This is a genomic window from Micromonospora sp. NPDC047620, assembly GCF_043205005.1.
In the GTDB taxonomy this organism is placed as follows: Bacteria; Actinomycetota; Actinomycetes; order Mycobacteriales; family Micromonosporaceae; genus Micromonospora.
The window spans coordinates 1-1,244 of sequence record NZ_JBIDDG010000137.1; the positions used below are offsets into that span (position 1 = coordinate 1).

Sequence of the window (1,244 nt, forward strand, 5' to 3'; positions counted from 1 at the left end):
GCGACGGATGCTGAGCTGGGATTCATGCCGGTCCGCAAGAGGCGCAGCCAGGGCACTGAACAGACACTCGATGTCAATCTGTTCAGCCCGTTCAATCCCGAAACCATCCCGGCCGATTACCTGCGTGGTGTCCGGTCGATCGGGCGGGTCGGCTGGTCGGATGTCGACAGAGTGAAGACGGCCACGCGCGAGGCAGCCTCTTCGGAAAACCTCCACGGCGGAGGATCAGCAAGCAGCACAGCCGAGGAGGAACTGCGTCGCTATGTGCCCCTGCTCACGGGGCAAGCATCACCGACAGCTCGTCGCGCCTTATTCGAGGCGATCGGCAATCTGAGCGGCGTTGCGGCCTTCTCCGCCTTCGATATTGCCGACTACCGGAAAGCTGAACAACGCTTTCGGTTTGCGCTCTGGTGTGCCGATACCGCCGGCTCCTGGGAGCTGAGAGCCAGCACCCTGGCGGACATGGCGCGCAAGGTGGCGTACGTGGGAAGCGCCGACGATGCGTTGTCGCTGATCGAACTGGCGCAGGTCCGATCAGATCGGTTGTCCGCCACTGCCCGCGCCATGCTCGGTGCGCTGCGAGCTCAGTTTCTTTCCGCGGTAGGCCGGACTGACGCGGCACTGACCGAAGTAGCCCGAGCTGATGAACATTTCGCGGAACGTACACCCGAGACCGACGCGCCGTGGCTGTGCTACTACGACGAGGCCGAACACATGGGAAGCACAGGCAAGGCATTGATCCCCGTTGCAGAGGCCAGGCGCAGAATAGAACTGGCCGCACCGCGCATTCAGCGAGCGGTCCAGCTCCAAAGCGAGGACTATCCGCGCTCTCGTACCTTCTCGCTGACCAGACTCGCCACACTCAAGATGCGGCTCGGTGATCCCAGCGAAGCAGCAAAGCTCGGGCTTCAAGCGGCCCAGAACGCAAAGTTGTTCAGTTCACAGCGCATTCGTGACGAGCTGAATGGGCTTGCCGGAGCCGCCTCTGCGCATCGCCGAATCGACGATGTTGCCGAACTGCGCCACGTCATCACCAGCGGCACGAAGTCATGAACCAGGCTCGTCAATCAGCAGATGTGCTCGCCAGAGCAGCCGCACTCAGTGGTGTCGATGCCACAGACGCTGTTTTGATCAGGAACGGCTCGAATGCCATTTACGAACTGCCTGGTGGAATCGTAGCCAGGATCGGGAAGCCCGGCAGCAACACAACAGCAGAGCGCGAGCTACGAGTTTCCCAGTGGCTC

The 1,244-nt window shown here is 61.8% G+C and carries 1 protein-coding gene and 1 pseudogene; both read left to right on the forward strand.

The features are described 5' to 3' along the window. The coding region (locus ACGF5C_RS34755) for a hypothetical protein (protein ID WP_393308659.1) at positions 1-1,053 on the forward strand (1,053 nt) is incomplete at its 5' end. Continuing rightward, positions 1,050-1,244, forward strand: a pseudogene (locus tag ACGF5C_RS34760) (aminoglycoside phosphotransferase family protein); the annotation flags it as partial. The gene ACGF5C_RS34755 and the pseudogene ACGF5C_RS34760, both read left to right, overlap by 4 nt.